Raw genomic sequence first — 16,883 nt, 5'->3', positions numbered from 1 at the left:
GGTTTCTTGTTATAGGCACATCAGGCACGCATGAAAGGGGCGGGCGAACCCGCCCCCTTACAGGTCAAGCGTAGCTTTCGATCGACGGGCAGGCGCAGACCAGGTTGCGGTCGCCGAACACGTTGTCGACGCGACCGACCGGCGGCCAGTACTTGCCTTCGATCAACGACGCCACCGGGTACACCGCTTGTTCGCGGCTGTACGGGTGAGTCCACTCGCCGACCAGCTCTGCGGCAGTGTGCGGAGCGTTCTTCAGCGGGTTGTCGTCCTTGTCCAGGGTGCCGTTTTCCACTGCGCGGATTTCTTCGCGGATGCGGATCATGGCGTCGCAGAAGCGGTCCAGTTCTTCCTTGGATTCGCTTTCGGTCGGCTCGATCATCAACGTGCCGGCCACCGGGAACGACATGGTCGGGGCGTGGAAGCCGAAGTCGATCAGGCGCTTGGCGACGTCATCGACGCTGATGCCGCTGCTGTCTTTCAGCGGGCGCAGATCGAGGATGCACTCGTGCGCCACCAGACCGTTGCTGCCGGTGTACAGCACTGGATAGTGCTCTTCCAGGCGACGGGAAATGTAGTTGGCATTGAGGATCGCCAGCTGCGAAGCGCGCTTCAGGCCTGCGCCACCCATCATGCGAATGTACATCCAGGTGATCGGCAGAATGCTCGCGCTGCCGAACGGTGCTGCGCAGACCGCGCCTTCCTTGCGCTCCATGTGGCCGTGGCCCGGCAGGAACGGAGTCAGGTGCGATTTCACGCCGATCGGGCCGACGCCCGGGCCGCCACCGCCGTGGGGGATGCAGAAAGTCTTGTGCAGGTTCAGGTGCGACACGTCGCCGCCGAACTTGCCCGGTGCGCAGAGGCCGACCATCGCGTTCATGTTGGCGCCGTCGATGTACACCTGGCCGCCGTTGTCATGAATGATGCCGCAGATTTCGCGGATGCCTTCTTCAAACACGCCATGGGTCGACGGGTAAGTGATCATCAGCGCGGCGAGGTGTTCGCGGTGCTCGATGGCCTTGGCGCGCAGGTCTTCGATGTCCACGTTGCCACGGGCGTCGCACGCGGTCACGACCACGCGCATGCCGGCCATGTTGGCGGTCGCCGGGTTGGTGCCGTGGGCCGAGGACGGGATCAGGCAGATGTCGCGACGGTCTTCGCCACGGCTCTGGTGATAGGCGCGAATTGCCAGCAGACCTGCGTACTCACCTTGGGAACCGGCGTTCGGTTGCAGGGAGATCGAGTCGTAACCGGTGGCGGCGCAAAGCATCGCTTCCAGTTCATCGGTCAGTTGCTGGTAACCGGCGCTTTGCTCGGCCGGGGCGAACGGGTGCAGGGCGCCGAATTCGGCCCAGGTCACCGGGATCATTTCGCTGGCGGCGTTGAGTTTCATGGTGCACGAGCCCAGCGGGATCATGGTGCGATCCAGTGCCAGGTCCTTGTCCGCCAGTTTGCGCAGGTAGCGCATCAGCTCGGTTTCCGAGTGATAACGGTTGAACACCGGGTGGCTGAGGATCGGCGACTGACGCACCAGTGCGGCTGGAATCGTGCTTTGCGCGGCAGCGGCCAGAGCAGCGAAATCCGGCAGAGTCTTGCCGTCGGCGAACAGGCCCCACAGGGTTTCGATGTCGGCCTGGGTGGTGGTTTCGTCAACCGACAGGCCCAGACGCTGGGCGTCGATCACACGCAGATTGATCTGTTGGGCGCGGGCCTTGTCGTGCAGCGCAGCAGTTTGCGCGCCGGTGGCCACGGTCAGGGTGTCGAAGAAGCTGGCTTGCTCGACGGTCACGCCCAGTGCGCTCAGGCCCTTGGCCAGGATCGCGGTCAAGTGATGCACGCGGTTGGCGATCTGGGTCAGACCTTTCGGGCCATGGTACACGGCGTACATGCTGGCGATGTTGGCCAGCAGCACTTGCGCGGTGCAGATGTTCGACGTGGCTTTCTCGCGGCGGATGTGTTGCTCGCGGGTCTGCATTGCCAGACGCAGGGCCGGTTTGCCGAAACGGTCAACCGAAACACCGACCAGACGGCCCGGCATGTCGCGTTTGAACGCATCTTTGGTGGAGAAGTAAGCCGCGTGCGGGCCACCGAAGCCCAGCGGCACGCCGAAGCGTTGGGCGCTGCCGATGGCCACGTCGGCGCCGAATTCGCCCGGCGGGGTCAGCAGGGTCAGGGCCAGCAGGTCAGCGGCGACGGCCACCAGTGCGTTGGCCGCGTGGAAGCGTTCGGTCAGCTCGCGGTAGTCGAACACATCACCGTTGCTGGCCGGGTATTGCAGCAGCGCGCCGAAGAACGGCGTCACGTCGGTCAGCTCGCGCTCATCGCCCACGACCACGTCAATGCCCAGTGGCTCGGCACGGGTGCGCAGCACGTCGAGGGTTTGCGGGTGGCTGTGGATCGAGGCGAAGAACTGGTGGCTGCCCTTGTTCTTGCTCAGGCGTTTGCAGAAGGTCATGGCTTCGGCAGCGGCGGTGGCTTCGTCGAGCAGGGACGCGTTGGCGATCGGCAGGCCGGTGAGGTCGCTGATCAGGGTCTGGAAGTTCAGCAGCGCTTCGAGACGGCCTTGGGAAATTTCTGGCTGGTAGGGGGTGTAAGCGGTGTACCAGGCCGGGTTTTCCAGCAAGTTGCGCAGGATCGGCGACGGCGTGTGGCAGTTGTAGTAGCCCTGGCCGATGTAGGTCTTGAACAGCTGGTTCTTGCCGGCGATGCCTTTGATCATCGCCAGGGCATCGGCTTCGCTCAGGCCGTCGTCGAGGCCGAGCACGCTGGTGCCCTTGATGCTTTCCGGGATGACGCTGGCGCTCAGGGCTTCGAGCGAGTCGAAGCCGAGGCTGTTGAGCATGGCTTGCTCGTCACCGGCGCGCGGGCCGATGTGACGGGCGATGAATTCGTTGGCGGTGCCGAGATTTACTTGGGTCATGTCAGGTTCCTCAGGCTTCGGCTTGGGCTTTGATCAGGCGGTCGTAGGCGTCCTGATCCAGCAACTTGGCGACGGCAGAAGCGTCGGCTGGCTTGAAGCGGAAGAACCAGCCTTCGCCCAGCGGATCTTCGTTGACCAGTTCAGGGCTGTCTTCCAGGGCCGGGTTGGTGGCCAGCACTTCACCGTCCAGTGGCATGTAAACGCCGCTGGCGGCTTTTACCGATTCCACGGTGGCGGCTTCGGCGCCTTTCTCGTACGCCTGCAATTCAGGCAGTTGCACGAACACCACGTCGCCCAGGGCGTTCTGCGCAAAAGCGGTGATGCCAACGGTGACAGAACCATCGGCTTCGGCGCGCAGCCATTCGTGATCTTCAGTAAAACGCAACTCGCTCATGGAATCTCCTAGGGGCCAGACTCGTCTGGTGGACGCGGTGGAATACTCGGGCGGCAATGCCCTGATTTTATGAACGGTTACTTAGCAAGAACGCGGCCAACGTAAAAATATCTTTATAAATCAATGGCTTGATTGATTTGCGAGTGGACACGATCAGATTGACTGTAGCGAAATCGCTACAGCGTGAGGCGAAGAAAAAAGCTGAACCGGATCAAAGCCTTGCACAGCGGTGATCGGAGGAGGGTGTAGCGATATCGTTCCGCTGTAGCGCTTTCAGTACAGATGGAGGTCGCTTTTGGCGCGGTCTCAGGCTTTGCCCGGAATCCCGTACTTGCGCAGCCGATGGGCAATCGCGGTGTGCGAGGTCTGCAGGCGGCTGGCCAGTTGGCGGGTCGAGGGGTAGCTGACGTAGAGTTTTTCGAGCAGCGATTTCTCGAAGGCTTCGACGGCTTCTTCCAGGCTGTCGACGTCGGTGTCGGTCTGGCGCGCCACCGAGGTGCCGGCGATGTCGAGGTCGCCGATGTCCACCAGGCTGCTCTCGCAGATCGCCGCGGCGCGGAAGATCACGTTCTGCAATTGCCGCACGTTGCCCGGCCAGCGGTTGCCGAGCAGCGCCGGGTAAGTGCCCGGGGCGAGGCGGCAGACCGGGCGCTGGATCTGCGCGCAAGCCTGCTGCATGAAATAGCGGGCGAGCAGCAGAATGTCCTGACCGCGTTCGCGCAGTGGGGGCACTTCGACGTTGAGCACGTTGAGGCGGTAGAACAGGTCTTCGCGGAACAGGCCTTCGCTGACCATTTTTTCCAGGTCGCGGTGGGTGGCGCTGAGGATCCGCACATTGACCTTCACTTCACGATCACCGCCCACTCGGCGGAAGCTGCCGTCGTTGAGAAAACGCAGCAGTTTGGCCTGCAAGTACGGCGACATCTCGCCGATCTCGTCGAGGAACACCGTGCCCTGGTTGGCCAGTTCCATCAGCCCCGGTTTGCCGCCGCGCTGTGCGCCGGTGAAGGCGCCGGGGGCGTAGCCGAACAGTTCGCTTTCGGCGAGGTTTTCCGGCAGGGCCGCGCAGTTCAGTGCGAGGAATGGTGCGCTGTGCCGGGCGCTGATGGCGTGGCAGGCGCGGGCCACCAGTTCCTTGCCGGTGCCGGTTTCGCCCTGGATCAGCAGCGGCGCATCGAGGGCCGCGACGCGCTGGGCGCGGGCCTTGAGGGTACGGATTGGCGGCGACTCACCGAGCAGTGCATCGAAACCTTCGGCATGGTCGTGGTGCAGCGCCGAGAGTTGTTCGCCGATTCGGTTCGGTTGATACAGGGTGAGCAGGGCGCCGGCGTCGGTGATTGGCGTGGCGTCGAGCAACAGGGTCTGGCCGTTGACGGTGATTTCTCGCAGCGGCAGGCGGAAGCCTTGTTCGAGCAGGGTTTCGAGCAGGCCCGGATCGTTGAACAGTTCCGAGACGCTTTCGCCCGCCGGCTCGCGACCGTACAAGGCAATCAACGCCGGGTTGGCCAGCAGCACCTTGCCGGCGCTGTCCAGCGCCAGTACCGGGTCGGTCATCGCCGCGAGCAACGCGTCGAGCTGCAAATGCCGACGCTGGCCGGGCAGGATGTCGACCACCACCACGGCCTCCACGCCGCGCACCCGGAACAACGCATCCTTGAGTTCTTCGAGCACTTGCGGGCTGAGGGTCGGGGCGTCGATGTAGACGTTCGGCGGGACCATTTCCACCGCATCCAGATTGAGGTTGCGCCCACCGAGCAGGGCCAGGACTTCCTGGGTGATGCCGACGCGGTCGATGAAGCTGACGTGGATACGCATGGGGCGGTTCTGGGTTCTGGAGTGCGGAGGGAGGCAAGTATGCCTTGATGGGGGACTGGGGTGAAATCTTGAGATTAGTGTCTTGCTGGAGATCCACCCCTCACCCCAGCCCTCTCCCGGAGGGAGAGGGAGCTGACCGAGGTGTCTTGCGTGATACATCGACCTGAAGAATCGAGTCGATTATGGATTCGGTAAAGCAGGTTCAGGTCGGCGTAACTCTGAAGCATCCCGCAATCAGTCCCCTCTCCCTCCGGGAGAGGGTTAGGGTGAGGGGGCTTTTGGGGGGTTACTCGAAATGCTCGGGATTGACCGGATCCCCGGATTGCATATTCAGCTGCTTGCGGATGTCTTCAAACATCAGGTCGTAATGCTTGTGCACCGAGCCGATCTGGCTGTGCGCCTTGGGAATCCCGTATTTCTCGGCGATCCGGGTCACGTCGCGGGCGAAGTTGTAGGCCTCTTCCTTGGGCAGGAAAAACGTCTCCTTCATGTCCTTGCCCTGCATGCTGCCGTGCAGGGTGAACTGTATCCCTTTGCCTTTCTGAGGATCGGTGAACACTTCATAGTCGAGGTGCACGTTGTAATTGACATCGTCGTCAGTCAACGCGTGGCGCTCGATGTGCAAGCGGCCGGGTTCGAACTGGGCCATGGTTTTCTCCTTTCAAGGCATGGGAGAAGGGCAGACCTGAGGTCTGCCCCCGGAGTTTCTTTTTATCGGTAGGTGATGCCCGGCGCTGCCGTGCTGACCCGCGTACCGGCGGTGCCCTGGACGATGGCTTCGATGTCCGAGAGCGAACCGATCACCGCGACCTTGCCAGTATGGCGCGCAAATTCACAGGCTGCCTGCACCTTCGGCCCCATGGAGCCGGCGGCGAAGCCCAGGCGTTCGAGTTCGTCCGGGTGGGCCTGGGCGATGGCTTTCTCGGTGGGTTTCTTGAAGTCGATGTACGCCGCGTTGACGTCGGTGGCGATCACCAGCAAATCCGCTTCCAGCTGTTCGGCCAGCAGCGCCGAGCACAGGTCCTTGTCGATGACCGCTTCGATGCCTTGCAGCTTGCCGTGTGCGCCATACATGGTCGGGATGCCGCCACCGCCGGCGCAGATCACGATGCTGCCCTTGTCCAGCAGCCACTTGATCGGGCGGATTTCGAAGATGCGTTTCGGCCGCGGGCTGGCCACCACGCGGCGGAACTTGTCGCCGTCCGGGGCGATGGCCCAGCCTTTTTCAGCGGCGAGTTTTTCTGCTTCGGCCTTCTCGTAGACCGGGCCGATCGGTTTGGTCGGGTTCTTGAAGGCCGGGTCGTTGGCGTCGACTTCGACCTGGGTGAGCAGGGTGGCGAACGGGACTTCGAAGTCCAGCAGGTTGCCCAGTTCCTGTTCGATGATGTAGCCGATCATGCCTTCGGTTTCGGCACCGAGCACGTCCAGCGGGTAAGGGGTGACGGAGGTGTAGGCCGCTGCCTGCAACGACAGCAGGCCGACTTGCGGGCCATTGCCGTGGGCGATGACCAGTTGATTGCCGGGATGGATCTTGGCGATTTGCTCGGTGGCGATGCGGATGTTGGCGCGCTGGTTGTCAGCGGTCATCGGCTCACCACGGCGGAGCAGGGCGTTACCGCCCAGAGCTACGACGATACGCATAATGCAGTCCTTTCAGAATTCGGTGAGCCTGCGGGCGCTGCTTTTTGCGGCGCTCGCAGGTCAATGGTCAACGCTTACAGATCAGCCAAAGTCGACACCAGAATCGCCTTGATGGTGTGCATGCGGTTTTCCGCTTGCTCGAAGGCGATGCAGGCCGGCGACTCGAACACGTCGTCGGTCACTTCGATGCCGTTTTTCAGGTGCGGATACTGTTCGGCGATCTGTTTGCCGACCTTGGTATCGCTGTTGTGAAACGCCGGCAGGCAGTGCATGAACTTGGTGCGCGGGTTGCCGGTGGCTTTCATCAGCTCGGCGTTGACCTGATACGGCAGCAGTTGCTGGATACGCTCGGCCCAGGCTTCCACCGGCTCGCCCATCGATACCCAGACGTCGGTGTGGATGAAGTCCACGCCCTTGACCGCAGCTTTCGGGTCTTCGGTCAGGGTGATGCGGGCGCCGCTTTCCTCTGCGTATTTTTTGCAGCGATCCACCAGGTCGTCGTGCGGCCACAGGGCTTTCGGCGCGCAGATGCGCACGTCCATGCCGAGTTTGGCGCCGATCAGCAGCAGCGAATTGCCCATGTTGTTACGCGCGTCGCCCAGGTAGGCGTAGCTGATCTCGTGGATCGGCTTGTCGGCGTGCTCACGCATGGTCAGCACGTCGGCGATCATCTGGGTCGGGTGATATTCATCGGTCAGGCCGTTGAACACCGGCACGCCGGCAAACTTGGCCAGTTCTTCGACGATTTCCTGCTTGAAGCCACGGTACTCGATGGCGTCGTACATGCGACCCAGCACGCGGGCTGTGTCCTTCATGCTTTCCTTGTGGCCGATCTGCGAGGAATTCGGGTCGATGTAGGTGACATTGGCGCCCTGGTCATAAGCGGCGACTTCGAACGCGCAGCGGGTGCGGGTCGAGGTTTTTTCGAAGATCAGGGCGATGTTGTTGCCCTTCAGGTGTTGCTGCTCGGTGCCGGTGTACTTGGCGCGCTTGAGGTCGCGGGACAGGTCGAGCAGGTAACGCAGCTCACGTGGGGTGTGGTGTTCCAGGCTGAGCAGGTTACGGTTGTGAATGTTGAACGCCATGATGATTCTCCTTGGATTCGGTGATCGACCCGGCCGCGACAGGGTCAGTGCGGCCGGGGAGATGGTCGTTTAGTAGTCGATTGGGTCGCGCACGATCGGGCAGGTCATGCAGTGGCCGCCGCCACGGCCACGGCCCAGTTCGCCGGCGCTGATGGTGATGACCTCGACCCCGGCCTTGCGCAGCAGGGTGTTGGTGTAGGTGTTGCGGTCGTAGCCGATGACCACGCCCGGCTCCACGGCCACCACGTTGTTGCCGTCATCCCATTGCTCGCGTTCGGCGGCGAAGCTGTTGCCGCCGGTTTCGACGACGCGCAGTTTCGGCAGGTTGAGGGCTTTGGCCACGACGTCGAGGAAAGTGCCTTCTTCGCGACGGATGTCGATGCCGCCCTGTTTGCTTTCGTCAGGGCGCAGGGTGAAGGCGACGATCTGGTTGACCACTTCCGGGAAGATCGTGACGAGGTCGCGGTCGCAGAAGCTGAACACGGTGTCCAGGTGCATCGCAGCGCGAGACTTCGGCAGGCCGGCGACGATGACTTTTTCCACGGCCTTGTTCTTGAACAGGTTCAGCGCCAGTTGGCCGATGGCCTGACGCGACGAGCGCTCGCCCATACCGATCAGCACTACGCCATTGCCGATTGGCATGACGTCGCCGCCTTCGAGGGTCGAGCTGCCGTGATCCTTGTCCGGGTCGCCGTACCAGATCTCGAAATCGGCGTTGGTGAATTGCGGATGGAATTTGTAGATGGCGGTGGCCAGCAGGGTTTCCTGACGACGCGCCGGCCAGTACATCGGGTTCAGCGTCACGCCACCGTAGATCCAGCAGGTAGTGTCGCGGGTGAACTGGGTGTTCGGCAGCGGCGGCAGAATGAAGCTGGAGTGGCCGAGGAAGTCGCGGAACATCTGGATGGTCTTGCCACCAAAGCTGTCCGGCAGGTCATCGGCGGACACGCCACCGATCAGGAACTCGGCGATGTGCCGTGGCTCGAGGCTTTTCAGCCAGGATTTGACTTCGTTGATCAGGCCCAGGCCCACCGAGTCGGCGGTGACCTTGCGCTCGAGGATCCAGTCCAGCGCTTCGGGGATGGCGACGATGTCGGTCAGCAGGTTGTGCATTTCCAGCACTTCGATCCCGCGCTCACGCATCTTGGTCACGAAGTCGAAGTGGTCGCGCTTGGCCTGGGCGACCCACAGCACGTCGTCGAACAGCAGTTCATCGCAGTTGTTCGGGGTCAGCCGCTGATGGGCCAGACCTGGGGAGCAAACCATGACTTTGCGCAGTTTGCCGGCTTCGGAATGGACGCCGTACTTAGCTTTTTCCGTGGTCATTTCAGTGATCCTCCAGAGTGAAAACGTTGGGCAATTACAGAGTCAGGAAGCCGTCATACAGTCCGTAGGCTGCCACCAGGGCGCCCACGACCACTGCGGCGAAAATCAGCTTCTCGACGTTGGTGAAAACCGGTTGTTTGAGTTCGAGCTTGGCCTTGGCGAACAGGATCGCGCCGGGCGCATAGAGCAGGGCCGAGAGCAGCAGGTACTTCACGCCACCGGCGTAGAGCAGCCACACCGCGTAGATCAGGGCGATGGCGCCGATGATCAGGTCCTTGCGCCGTTCGGCCGCGAAGCCTTCGTAGCTTTCGCCGCGCACCGCCAGCAGCAGGGCGTAGGCCGCCGACCACAGGTACGGCACCAGAATCATCGAAGTGGCGAGGTAGATCAGCGACAGGTAAGTGCTGGCCGAGAACAGGGTGATGATCAGGAACAGCTGAACCATTGCATTGGTCAGCCACAGGGCGTTGACCGGCACGTGGTTGGCGTTCTCCTTACGCAGGAACTCCGGCATGGTGTGATCCTTGGCGGCGGCGAACATGATCTCCGCACACAGCAGCACCCACGACAGCAACGCCCCCAGCAGCGAGATGATCAGACCGACGCTGATCAGCACCGCGCCCCAGTGACCGACCACGTGTTCCAGCACGGCGGCCATCGACGGGTTCTGCAGTTTGGCCAGTTCCGGCTGAGTCATGATGCCCAGCGACAGCACGTTCACCAGCACGAGGAACAGCAGCACGGTGATGAAACCGATCACGGTCGCCTTGCCGACGTCCGAACGTTTTTCCGCCCGGGCCGAGAAGATGCTCGCGCCTTCGATGCCGATGAACACCCACACGGTGACCAGCATCATGTTGCGCACCTGGTTCATCACGCTGCCCAGATCCGGGTTTTTCACGCCCCAGATGTCGGCGGTGAAGATGTCCAGTTTGAAGGCGAAGACTGCGATCAGCACGAACAGCAGCAGCGGCACGACCTTGGCGACAGTGGTCACGAGGTTGATGAACGCCGCTTCCTTGATCCCGCGCAGCACCAGGAAGTGCACGCCCCACAGCAGGACAGAGGCGCCGATCACGGCAGCAACGGTGTTGCCCTCCCCAAAAACCGGGAAGAAGTAACCGAGGGTGCTGAACAGCAGAACGAAGTAACCGACGTTGCCCAGCCAGGCACTGATCCAGTAACCCCAGGCCGAGGAGAAACCCATGTAATCGCCGAATCCGGCCTTGGCGTAGGCGTAGACACCGCCGTCCAGGTCAGGCTTGCGATTGGCGAGGGTTTGAAAGACGAAAGCGAGGGTGAGCATGCCGACTGCGGTGATGGCCCAGCCAATCAGTACCGCGCCGACATCGGCACTGGCGGCCATGTTTTGTGGCAAAGAGAATATCCCGCCACCGATCATTGAGCCGACTACCAGTGCAACCAGTGCACCTAGTCGTAGTTTTCCGGGAGCTTCAGACATTGCATGACTCCATTGCAGGAGAGAAGAGTTCACAGCGTAGTTCTGTTGGCTTTTCAAACAGCTGACTTAGATCAGTGCATAGTCACATTCCATTGTTAATGAATGACTTATGAAACGTCTGGAGGCATAAAGCTATTGTCTGGAAGGCCCGTCCTAGAGGCCTTTTGTCCGAAGTGGTTAAGAATGGATCCTATTACTTTCGAATTATCACGCTAGTTCCTTTTCAGGTTTTGGCAAATTTTTCACCGCTGTTTTCAGTACAGAATTGATTTATTAGGATTCGCGCACAAAACTGTCTGAGCGTGCTAGGGCGTTAGCGCCAATGGCTATATATAAAAGGCGCAAGTTGGCGTTATTCAATAAACGTCATTACGCTTTATCCATTTAGTTAAAAGCCGGTTGCATAACGGTTTCGCGGCATTCGCCGCTCTGGAACTTGGAGACGCTGGAATGTCGCAACCGACGCAAAAGCTGCGCCTTGGCGCACTGATCGCCCTGGTGGTGGGTTCGATGATTGGCGGGGGGATTTTTTCCCTGCCGCAGAACATGGCGGCCCGGGCCGATGCCGGGGCCATCCTGATCGGTTGGGGGATCACGGCGATCGGCATGCTCACCCTGGCCTTCGTGTTCCAGACCCTGGCCAACCGCAAACCGGAACTGGACTCCGGCGTGTATGCCTACGCCAAGGCGGGGTTTGGCGACTACATGGGGTTCTCTTCGGCGTGGGGTTACTGGATCAGCGCCTGGCTGGGCAACGTCGGGTATTTCGTGTTGCTGTTCAGCACTCTCGGCTACTTCTTTCCGGTGTTCGGCCAGGGCAATACGCCGATTGCCATTGGCTGCGCTTCGGTCCTGCTGTGGGCCGTGCATTTTCTGGTGATGCGCGGGATCAAGGAAGCCGCGTTGATCAATCAGTTGACCACCGTGGCCAAGATCATTCCGCTGATCATGTTCGTGGTCATTGCCGCCGTGGCCTTCAAGGCTGACGTGTTTACCCGGGATATCTGGGGCCGCAGCAACCCGAATTTCGGCGGTGTGATGGATCAGGTGCGCAACATGATGCTGGTCACGGTGTTCGTGTTCATCGGTATCGAAGGCGCCAGCGTTTACTCGGCGCGGGCGGAGAAGCGCTCGGATGTCGGACGGGCCACGGTGATCGGTTTTATCGGTGTGCTGGCGCTGTTGGTGCTGGTCAACGTGTTGTCGCTGGGGATCATGAGTCAGCCGGAACTGGCGACCTTGCAGAACCCGTCGCTGGCAGCGGTGCTGGAACACATTGTCGGGCCATGGGGCGCGTTGTTGATCAGTGTGGGCCTGGCCATTTCGTTGCTCGGTGCGTTGCTGTCGTGGGCGCTGTTGTGCGCGGAGATCCTGTTCGCCACCGCCAAGGACAACACGATGCCGGCGTTCCTGAAAAAGGAAAACGCCAACCATGTGCCGGTCAACGCGTTGTGGCTGACCAACGTGATGATCCAGATTTTCCTGTTGATCACGCTGTTTTCCGCTGGCACTTATACCAGTCTGATTTACCTCGCCTCGTCGATGATTCTGGTGCCGTATCTGTGGTCGGCGGCCTATGCGGTGTTGCTCAGCGGACGGGGTGAAACCTATGAACATGCCTCCACCGAACGCACCAAGGATCTGCTGATCGGCGGCATCGCGCTGTGTTACGCGGTGTGGCTGTTGTATGCCGGCGGGGTGAAATACCTGCTGTTGTCGGCGCTGCTGTATGCGCCGGGGGTGATCCTGTTCGCCAAGGCCAAGCATGAGCAGGGCGAGCCGCTGTTCACCACACTCGAGAAGGGGATTTTCACTTGCGTCATCGCCGGGGCCGGGCTTGCGGCCTACGGGTTGTACAGCGGCGTGTTGTCCCTGTGAGATTGCGGCTCGACTATCGCGGATCCTGCGACTGGCCGGCGATGCTCGGGTTTCTCGCGGCCCGGGCTGTGACGGGGATGGAGACGGTGGTCGATGGCGTGTATTCGCGCAGCATCGGGTTGAACGGGCTTCACGGTACGGTTTCGGTCTGGCCCGGTGACGGTGATGCGCTGGAGGTGGAGCTGGATTTTCCGGATCCGTCGGCGGTTCCCGAGATTGTTGCGCGCTTGCGACGGATGTTTGATCTGGATGCGGATCTGCCGACCATGCAGCGGAACCTGACGGCGGATCCGCTGCTGGCGCGGCTGATCGCCGAGCGCCCGGGGTTGCGGGTGCCGGGGGCGTGGGATGGTTTGGAACTGGCGTTTCGCGCGGTGCTGGGGCAGCAGATCACTGTGGTTGCGGCGATTCGGCTGGCGGGGAAACTGGTGGCGCAGTATGGCGAGCCTTTGCGTTCTGCGGTGCCGGGCCTGACTCATGTCTTTCCTCAGGCGGCAGTTTTGGCGAACGCTGATCTGGCGGAGCTGGGCATGCCGAAAAGTCGCGGGCGCACCTTGTCCGGGGTGGCGCAGGCGTCATTGGACGATCCGCTGCTGTTTGCCTCCGGGACGGCGCGGTTGCTGGCGCTGCACGGGATTGGCGACTGGACGGCGCAGTACATTGCCCTGCGGCAGTTGCGGGACATGGACGGGTTTCCGACCGGGGATGTGGGATTGCTGCGGGCGTTGGAGGTGCTGGAGGGGGAACGGATGACGGCGCGGGAGTTGTCTGTTCGGGCAGAGGCATGGCGGCCGTTTCGGGGGTATGCGGCGCAGGTGTTGTGGGCGTCTTTGAGTCGTGCGGACTGATATCCGCACGCCTTCAAAACCATTGCGCTGGATGTGAGCCCAACTCGGTCGCCGGCAAAGTCCACTGCAACGGCGTTCCTGCTATACGAAGCGGCGCTTGTAGCCGATGCGCCGGCCCCCACGGTGTCTGCTCCACCGTCAAGCTTTGATCCTGTGGATTTTCAGGACGCAACGCTTCGTCCGTCCCGGGCCCATGCTCAACCAATAACTTCGCCGTCCGCGCCAGCGACAACCGCGCCGATCCACCTCGACCACTGCGTAACCGTTCAGCCAGCAACCGAATCACACTCGCCGCCATCAGATACCCAGTTGCATGATCCAGCGCCTGCACCGGCAGCGGTGTCGGTTTGTCCGCCTGCTTCCAGCGCTGTCCTGCCTCGGCAATCCCGCTGCTCATCTGCACCAGACTGTCGAAGCCCCGACGGTTCTGCCACGGGCCGCTCCAGCCGTAGGCATTGAGGCAAACGTCGATCAGCCCCGGCGCCAGTTGCCGGCGGCGCTCGACGCCGAAGCCGAGATGTTCAAGGGCGTCGGCGCGATAGCCGTGCAGAAGAATGTCGGCATCCTTGAGCAGGCTTTCGAACACCGAACGATCTGCCGGCGCATGCAGATCCAGTCGCGCACAACGTTTGCCGAGGGTCACTTCCGGCACCACGCCGGGTTCGTTCCAGGTCGGTGGGTCGATGCGCAGTACGTTGGCGCCCAGCCCTGCGAGAAAGCGGCTGGCGGTCGGGCCGGCCAGTACGCGGGTCAGGTCGAGCACGTTGAGCCCGGCCAATGGTTGCGCCACTGTGCCTTGCCAGGGTTGATGGTTTTCTTCTTTTCCATCACTGAAATGCACCAAGGGTTCGGCATTCACCGCCAAGCCTTGGGGATGTTTCTGCCACTGTTCCCAACTGCGCATTTCAGCCGCACAACCCTTGGCCTCGACTACCGCTTGCTCCAGATCGGCACTGGCCCATTGCGCGACTTTCGCCGCCATCGCCGCGCGGTCGGCACAGACGCCGAGCACGCGTTCAGCGGCGGCGCGGTGATGCGGGGCGTTGGTGTGCAGGCGGATCCAGCCGTCTCGGGTTGCGTAGTCGCCGGCCACCGGATCCCAGAGCGGCGGCACTTCCCAGCCGATCGGTCGCAGCGACGTGGCGAACCAGAACGAGGCGAGGCGGCGGTCGACCTCTACGCTGGTTAAGTCCCCGGTTTGCTGCTGAAGGAGTTCGGCGATGGCTTGCCCGGCAGCGGCAATGCTCGCGCAGGCAAGGTGTGTGACGGCAAACGCCGAAGGCAGGGCGCCCTTGCCGGTGAACGGAATCGGCGTGGGGGACAAGCCGAGCGCGGCTTGAATGGACGTGAGCAGATCAGTCATCGAAGGCCCTCCGGAAGAGGGCCTGATCATAGATCAAATCAGACGCGGAACTGATCCATCAATTTCATCTGCTGACTGGCGAGGGCGTTGAGCTGGCTGCTGATCGCCGCCGATTCGGTGGCCTGTTCGGTCAGGGTTTCGGTGACGGTGCGGATCGCCGAGACGTTGCGGTTGACCTCTTCGGCGACGGCGCTCTGCTGTTCGGCGGCGCTGGCGATTTGCAGGTTCATGTCGCTGATCACGGTGACCGCGTCGCTGATCTTGCCGAGGGCGTCCACGGCCTGGCGGATCTGCCCGGCGTTGTTGTGGGCCTGAGTCTGGCTCGAGTGCATGGTCGCGACCACGCCACGGGTGCCGGTCTGGATGCGTTCGATGACTACGCGAATTTCTTCCACCGAATCCTGGGTGCGCTTGGCGAGGTTACGGACTTCGTCGGCCACCACCGCAAAACCACGACCGCTTTCACCGGCCCGTGCCGCTTCGATCGCGGCGTTCAGCGCCAGCAGGTTGGTCTGTTCGGCGATGCTGCGGATCACTTCCAGCACCGAACCGATCTGCTCGCTGTTGACCGCCAGCTCTTCGACTTCGGTCACCGCTTTGCTGACTTCGTCCGCCAGTTGATTGATGTCGCGGGTGCTGCGCTCGATGATCGACATCCCGTCCTTGGCCGACTGGTCGGCGCCTTTCGCCGCGTTGGCAGCGTTCGAGGCGCTGTTGGCGACGTCGTGGGCGGTGGCGCTCATTTCGTTGGAGGCGGTGGCCACCTGATCGATCTCGCGGAACTGCACCTGCATGCCTTCGCTGGTCTGGCGGGCGATTTCCGACGACTGATCGGCGGTGCCACGGGCCTCGGTGATGCTCTGTTTGATCTGGGCGATGGTCGGTTGCAGCTTGTCGAGGAAGCGGTTGAACCAGTTCACCAGTTCGCCCAGTTCATCCTTTTTGGTGTAGTTCAGGCGCTGGGTCAGATCGCCTTCACCGCTGGCGATGTTCTTCAGCATCTCGGCAACACTGTTGATTGGACGGGTCACGCCGGAGGCGGTGAGCCAGATCAGCACCAGGCCGATCAGGCCGGCGATCACTGCAACGGCGAGTGCGGTAATGGTGCCGGTTTCCTGCGCATCGTCGAGTACCGCTTGCAGCTTGACCGAGTCGGCCAGCAGCACTTGTTTTGGCAGGTCGATGACCACGCCCCAGGCCCGGGAATTGCCGATCGGATCGACCGGGTACACGGCGCGGATCAGGTCGCCCTGTTCCAGAATCTTCGGCGTACCGGCGCTTAGCAGTTGCAGGATGTCCTTGCCTTCGGCGCCGAGGGTTTCGGCGATACCTTTGCCGACCTTGGTCGCGTCGGTGCTGTAGGCGCCGAGCACGCCGCTGCCGGAGACGATCAGCATGTGCCCGGCACCGTTGAACAGTTCACGCTGGGAGCCCACGGCTGCCGCTTGCAGCGCATCGAGTGCGATGTCGATGCCGACCACGCCGATGGCCTTGCCGTCCACCAGCAGCGGCACGGAAATGGTGGTCATGAGCATTTCCTTGTTGCCCACGGTGTCGGCGTACGGGTCGAGCAGGCAGGTACGCTTGTTGTCGCGAGGGCAGGTGTACCAACTGTTGTAAGGCGTGCCGCTGAGGCTGAGGGTGGTCTTGGTCATGTCCTCTTCGACCATGATCGTGTTCAGCGCAGAACCGGCGGCGCGGCTCCAGTAAGTGGCGAAGCGCCCGGCTTCGTTGGACTGGCGCGCGGCGTCGTTGACGAACTCGCTGTCCTTGCCGTCCAGCCCGTTCGGTTCGAACGCCAGCCAGATGCCGAGCACCTTGCTGTTGCGCTCGAACGCGGTCTTCAGGCTCAGGTTCAACTCTTCACGCAGGGCGCCGGCGTCCAGCGAACGCTTGGCGGCCATGACGCGCATGTCCTTGATCTGATCGGCCAGCGCGGTGATCACCAACAGGCTTTCGCCGAAGGTTTTCTGCACTTGCACCGCCTGCTCGGCAGCCTTGGCCTGCAGCAGATCCTGCACGCTGGCGGTGAGCATCTTGCTGCTCGACTGGCTGACCAGTTCGTCGTTCTGGTTGGTCTGGTAAATGTTGATGCCGACGATCAGCGCAACCACGCCGAGCAGGCACAGGCCGGACAGCAGGACGATTTTCAGG

The 16,883-nt window shown here is 62.0% G+C and carries 12 protein-coding genes and 1 pseudogene; 2 read left to right on the top strand and 11 right to left on the bottom strand.

From position 1 onward, the window contains the following. Positions 1 to 64: 64 nt before the first annotated feature. From gcvP to arcD (AC1RT4_RS14640), 8 genes are all read right to left on the bottom strand, one after another. Positions 65 to 2,917: an aminomethyl-transferring glycine dehydrogenase gene (gene gcvP, locus AC1RT4_RS14675; RefSeq protein ID WP_493085906.1), complete on the bottom strand. Its 2,853-nt coding sequence runs from the start codon at positions 2,915 to 2,917 to the stop codon at positions 65 to 67. 10 nt (positions 2,918 to 2,927) lie between these two features. Continuing rightward, positions 2,928 to 3,311, bottom strand: a complete 384-nt coding sequence (gcvH, locus tag AC1RT4_RS14670; protein ID WP_007951190.1) for a glycine cleavage system protein GcvH — start codon at positions 3,309 to 3,311, stop codon at positions 2,928 to 2,930. A 306-nt stretch (positions 3,312 to 3,617) separates the two neighbouring features. Further along, a complete protein-coding gene (gene gcsR / locus AC1RT4_RS14665; RefSeq protein WP_007951189.1) occupies positions 3,618 to 5,126 on the bottom strand; it encodes a transcriptional regulator GcsR in 1,509 nt (502 codons plus the stop codon). A gap of 286 nt (positions 5,127 to 5,412) precedes the next feature. After that, positions 5,413 to 5,775: a DUF5064 family protein gene (locus tag AC1RT4_RS14660; protein ID WP_207983750.1), complete on the bottom strand. Its 363-nt coding sequence runs from the start codon at positions 5,773 to 5,775 to the stop codon at positions 5,413 to 5,415. A 62-nt stretch (positions 5,776 to 5,837) separates the two neighbouring features. Then, complete coding sequence (gene arcC, locus AC1RT4_RS14655) at positions 5,838 to 6,767, bottom strand: carbamate kinase (RefSeq protein ID WP_007951187.1); 930 nt, start codon at positions 6,765 to 6,767, stop codon at positions 5,838 to 5,840. Between the two features lie 74 nt (positions 6,768 to 6,841). After that, positions 6,842 to 7,852, bottom strand: a complete 1,011-nt coding sequence (locus AC1RT4_RS14650; protein ID WP_011335626.1) for an ornithine carbamoyltransferase — start codon at positions 7,850 to 7,852, stop codon at positions 6,842 to 6,844. A 69-nt stretch (positions 7,853 to 7,921) separates the two neighbouring features. Further along, positions 7,922 to 9,178, bottom strand: coding sequence for an arginine deiminase (arcA, locus tag AC1RT4_RS14645; protein WP_179693985.1), 1,257 nt, complete (start codon positions 9,176 to 9,178; stop codon positions 7,922 to 7,924). A 34-nt stretch (positions 9,179 to 9,212) separates the two neighbouring features. Continuing rightward, positions 9,213 to 10,640 (bottom strand): arginine-ornithine antiporter, encoded by a 1,428-nt coding sequence (gene arcD, locus AC1RT4_RS14640; protein WP_085606595.1) that lies wholly within the window; start codon positions 10,638 to 10,640, stop codon positions 9,213 to 9,215. A gap of 450 nt (positions 10,641 to 11,090) precedes the next feature. Between arcD (AC1RT4_RS14640) and arcD (AC1RT4_RS14635) the strand changes: the two genes are divergently transcribed. Beyond that, a complete protein-coding gene (gene arcD / locus AC1RT4_RS14635; RefSeq protein ID WP_493085902.1) occupies positions 11,091 to 12,518 on the top strand; it encodes an arginine-ornithine antiporter in 1,428 nt (475 codons plus the stop codon). Then, positions 12,515 to 13,366: a DNA-3-methyladenine glycosylase family protein gene (locus AC1RT4_RS14630; protein WP_493085900.1), complete on the top strand. Its 852-nt coding sequence runs from the start codon at positions 12,515 to 12,517 to the stop codon at positions 13,364 to 13,366. Before arcD (AC1RT4_RS14635) ends, AC1RT4_RS14630 begins: the two co-directional genes overlap by 4 nt. Before the next feature lie 13 nt (positions 13,367 to 13,379). Here AC1RT4_RS14630 and AC1RT4_RS14625 read toward each other — a convergent pair whose 3' ends face one another. From AC1RT4_RS14625 to AC1RT4_RS14615, 3 genes and pseudogenes are all read right to left on the bottom strand, one after another. Continuing rightward, entirely contained in the window at positions 13,380 to 14,729 is a 1,350-nt protein-coding gene (locus AC1RT4_RS14625; protein WP_493085898.1) for a CoA transferase, read from the bottom strand. A gap of 38 nt (positions 14,730 to 14,767) precedes the next feature. After that, positions 14,768 to 15,523 (bottom strand): methyl-accepting chemotaxis protein, encoded by a 756-nt coding sequence (locus AC1RT4_RS14620; RefSeq protein WP_371320921.1) that lies wholly within the window; start codon positions 15,521 to 15,523, stop codon positions 14,768 to 14,770. A 102-nt stretch (positions 15,524 to 15,625) separates the two neighbouring features. Continuing rightward, positions 15,626 to 16,633 (bottom strand): annotated as a pseudogene (locus tag AC1RT4_RS14615) (methyl-accepting chemotaxis protein); the annotation flags it as partial. Positions 16,634 to 16,883: the final 250 nt, after the last annotated feature.

This window comes from Pseudomonas sp. GW821-FHT11D10, assembly GCF_058808435.1.
Note: the sequence above shows the minus strand (reverse complement) of the source record. Positions and strands in the feature narration are given on the sequence as shown.